Source organism: Amycolatopsis sp. NPDC003676 (assembly GCF_053587275.1).
Genome location: NZ_JBSFNS010000248.1, coordinates 1 through 1,967 on the forward strand (window position 1 = coordinate 1; position 1,967 = coordinate 1,967).

At 66.1% G+C, this 1,967-nt stretch carries 3 protein-coding genes; 2 read left to right on the top strand and 1 reads right to left on the bottom strand.

Features of this window, described 5'->3' with window-relative positions; translation table 11 throughout:
- On the bottom strand, window positions 1-301 hold a 301-nt coding region (locus tag ACWDNU_RS45300), incomplete at its 3' end, for a hypothetical protein (protein ID WP_449673384.1).
- A gap of 680 nt (window positions 302-981) precedes the next feature.
- Between ACWDNU_RS45300 and ACWDNU_RS45305 the strand changes: the two genes are divergently transcribed.
- On the top strand, window positions 982-1,230 hold the full coding sequence (locus ACWDNU_RS45305; RefSeq protein ID WP_355270892.1) for a hypothetical protein: 249 nt from the start codon (window positions 982-984) through the stop codon (window positions 1,228-1,230).
- On the top strand, window positions 1,227-1,700 hold the full coding sequence (locus ACWDNU_RS45310) for a helix-turn-helix transcriptional regulator (RefSeq protein ID WP_355270890.1): 474 nt from the start codon (window positions 1,227-1,229) through the stop codon (window positions 1,698-1,700). The genes ACWDNU_RS45305 and ACWDNU_RS45310 overlap by 4 nt, the downstream gene beginning before the upstream one ends.
- The last annotated feature ends 267 nt before the right edge of the window (window positions 1,701-1,967 follow it).

Genomic DNA, 1,967 nt, shown 5'->3' on the forward strand with positions numbered 1-1,967 from the left:
CCATCTGCACCCGCAGCTCGCCCTGTCGCGGGTCCTCGACCTCCTGCTCCACGACCTCGTACCTGCCCGGCGTTTCCCGCAGCACCGCTCCGCGGCTGCTGGTTTCGGTCCAACCGGTACCGAACTCGTCGGCCAGATCACCGAGCCAACCGCCACTGAGTAACGCTTCGACATCCCCACTTGCCGAATCCAAGGCCGCGCGTAGCGTTTCGGCGAGACCGTAAACGTACCTGCCGACGTCACTGACCTCTTCGGGGACTACCGACAACGACTGACCGTCGCTCCCCCCAGGAGTACTCACGCCGGAAGACGCTACCGGACACCGAGACACGGGGCCAACCCTGACCGAGCGGGCGAAGGACGGCGGCAGTCCGGTAGGGCCGACGATGAGCGTGTAGACGCGGCCGCCGGAAGCCGAATCCGCAACGCGCCGAAGCTGTTTGCCCGTCGGTTACCCGAGGTGTAGCGTCGCGTTCACAGAACGGCCCCCGGTAGCGCGCCAACGCTATCCGAGGGCCTGGGTACGAAGCAGTCACTACCTGTTCGCACCGTAGGGGACACCCTACCTGCAACGCCTCGGCACCTCTCCACGCCGAGGAGCCGCCCTGACGCCAGGAGCCGTCAACGCTCCCGTGCCCGGACGACCTGCTGCCCGCCTCCCAGGCCCCGGTGGACTGTTCCACGGTCGTCACCGACGAGCCCGACCAGGGGAAGCTCCCACTCCGAAACCCAGCCGTCTGCGAGTACCACCGTCGTACGCCTCGCACGTACGCACCGTGTCGGCCGGGGTGCACACCTACGTCACGGTCCAACCTCGCCGCGCGTCTCCTCGACGCGGGGCCAGAAGTGTTGGCCGAGATGGTCTATCGGGACATGGTGACCGGGAGTCCGGGGAAGGGGGGTTTCGACACCGGCACCCTTGGGTGCTCCGCATGGTCGAACCCCGGCAAACACTTGACACATCGCAAGGGAAAGGCGACCATGAACTCAGATATCAAGGACATCGCCGACTGGGCCAGGAGTCAGGGATGGACAGTCGTCGATGACACCAAGGGCTACACCCGGTTCTACGCACCGAACGGCGACTATGTCGTGCGCTACCCGGCCACGCCCAGCAACTCCCGCCGCAGGATAGCCGACCTGAAAGTCGCACTCCGCGGGGCAGGACTACAGATTCCACCGCCGAGCAAAAAGGAACAACGCGCACAGCGCCGGAAGGAGGACCAGTGATTCAGACGTGGGTCGCAACATTCGCCTTCGATCGCGGGGCCGACGAGGCTCAGCTGATCGCGTGGGAAGAGATGCTCACCGAGCACGATGGCACGGTGTCCCAGAACGAGCGCGGTATCGAGGTGTCGGTGTACGTCGATACGGCGGACCCGATCAGCGCCGCCGAGATGGCACACACGGTGATCAGTGTCGCCGTCCCGCTGCCGCCGACCGCGATCGAGGTCATCACCGAGGACGAGCAGGCTCGGCGCGCCGAAGCTCCGACACTGCCGGAGCTGGTATCCGCCCCGGAGGTGGGTGAGCTCCTCGGAGTGAGCCGTCAGCGGGTGCACCAGCTTCGCTCGACCCCGGCGTTCCCGCAGCCGCTGTTCGAATTGCGTACCGGTCCGGTATGGGATGCGGTACCGATCCGCAAGTTCGCACAGGAATGGGACCGCAAGCCGGGCCGACCGAGGACCAACTGCGCCTGACGGGTTCTAGTCCGCCAGCGCCTGAGCACCCTCATGCGCTGGGTGGGGTCAGCTGCGTGACGGTGCCGAGGAAGCTCGTGACATACAGTGCGTGCGCGTCCCAGCCCGGGCCTTGACGACGAAATCGCCGTTCGGCAGTTGCGCCAAGCCGTTCGGCATCGTCAAACCGGTGGCGACCGTGGTGCACCGGGATCTCGAACGGGCACAGGAGGAATTGCGCGAGGTGCACACCCTGGTCGGCGACACCATCGTGCAGACCAAGGAACT